Here is a 1,582-nt window from a genome sequence, read left to right on the forward strand (position 1 = left end):
ATGCCCGCGTTGGTCAACCTCATTTCCCAGCTTCTATTCGCGCCAGCGCCTTCTCACGTCTGGCAATGACCTCCGGATCGTTCATGAAATCGGTCCTGCGTCCCGGCTTGCGCCCACGTTTCTGATAACCATTACCGACGCTGCCATCGCGTATGCCAAACATATGGTTTGTCTGACCTGTTCGGCGCGGGCCGCTCCGTTTCTCTTCGCGTCCAGCTTGCATCTCGGCGACAATTGACAGCATGTCGTCCAGCCGCTTGTTATCGACAACCTCCGCACGATGCACCGAGCGCAACGTGTCGAAGGTTCTGTAGGGCAGGGAAAAGCTCTCGTGCATGATCTCGAGCCGGCCGTCCGGATAATCGCAGACGATCACCTTCTGGCCCGCCAATGGCCTGGAAATCTCGGTCGGGTCGAGAATGAACAGCACCTTGTCGTAGCGCAGCGTCAATGACTGCGAAAGGGTGCGGACTTCCTTGCGGCACATGGCGCCATCAAGGTTCTCATGCTCGGCCAGTGGCCGGTGCATGTCCTTCGGATTGCGTGGTTGCTTGCCGAAGCGAGTGTTGAAATCCATAATGAACTCAGTGGCATAGGCATTGGCGGCCTCGATAGTGTCGATGCCGCGCAGCCGCATCTCCTTGACCAGCCGATCCTGCAGCGTCTGGTTGGCACGTTCCACACGGCCTTTGGCCTGTGGGGTGTTGGCACAGATGATGTCGATGTTGAGCTCGTAAAGCGCCCGGCCGAACTGCGTCAGACCGCTCGTCCGGTCTTTCTTCGACGCATGGAGCGAGCGGAAAACGCCGTGCTTGTCGCTGTAGAAAGCCAGCGGCTTGCCCCATTGCTGCAGATAAGCCTTCGTCGCATGCAGATAGTCGAACGTATTTTCCGATCCGGCAAAGCGAAGATGCAAGAGCTTGCCGGTGGCGTCATCGATGTAGACGAGCAGGGCGCATTTGGGGCCGCGGTTCTCGAACCACCAGTGATGCGAGCCGTCGATCTGCACCAGTTCGCCAAAGCAGTCGCGCCGGCCGCGTGGCTGGAAAACCCGTTTCTTGCGCTCCCGGCGCGAGATCCAGATGCCGGCCTCGGTCATCCATTGCCGCAGCGTCTCCTTGGCAACAGAGATCCGGTGCAGTTCGATCAGCTTCTCGCGCGCCAGCGTCGGACCGAAATCCAGATAGCGTTCGCGGATCAGGTCCAGCGCCGTATTACGGAAATCCTCGCTGTGACGCCGGTTGCTCGGACGCGATCGCTTCTTGGAAACGAGGCCAGCTGGACCATCCCGGTCATAGGCTTGCAGCAGCCTGTGAACCTGACTTCGACTGAGGCCAAGCAGCTCAGCCGCCTGGACAACGCTCAGGCGTAGATCACGGATCTTCTGGACGACTTCGAGGCGATGCAATTCTTTCTGCGACATGGTGATCAAACAGGGCATGACGACTCCAACCGCTCATGGTCTCAACCAGACTGAAGATCGTCATCCTTGCCTCCAACGTTGACATTGACCAGCACCTCAAGAGGCGACACGTCGCATCTCTAACTGGCCCAACTGTCGCATTACTAAATAGCCCCTACA

General features: G+C 58.5%; 1 protein-coding gene. It reads right to left on the minus strand.

Annotated features, from left to right (window positions below):
* Positions 1 to 19 precede the first annotated feature (19 nt).
* Complete coding sequence (locus QBD00_RS23570) at positions 20 to 1,441, minus strand: ISNCY family transposase (protein ID WP_095444439.1); 1,422 nt, start codon at positions 1,439 to 1,441, stop codon at positions 20 to 22.
* Positions 1,442 to 1,582 lie beyond the last annotated feature (141 nt).

The sequence above is a fragment of the Ochrobactrum sp. AN78 genome (genome assembly GCF_029909885.1).
Lineage (GTDB): Bacteria > Pseudomonadota > Alphaproteobacteria > Rhizobiales > Rhizobiaceae > Brucella > Brucella quorumnocens.

What these genes read in the sequence shown, in the direction of transcription:
- QBD00_RS23570 (WP_095444439.1), bottom strand. Translation starts at nt 1,441, where the DNA reads ATGCCCTGTTTGATCACCATGTCGCAGAAAGAATTGCATCGCCTCGAA.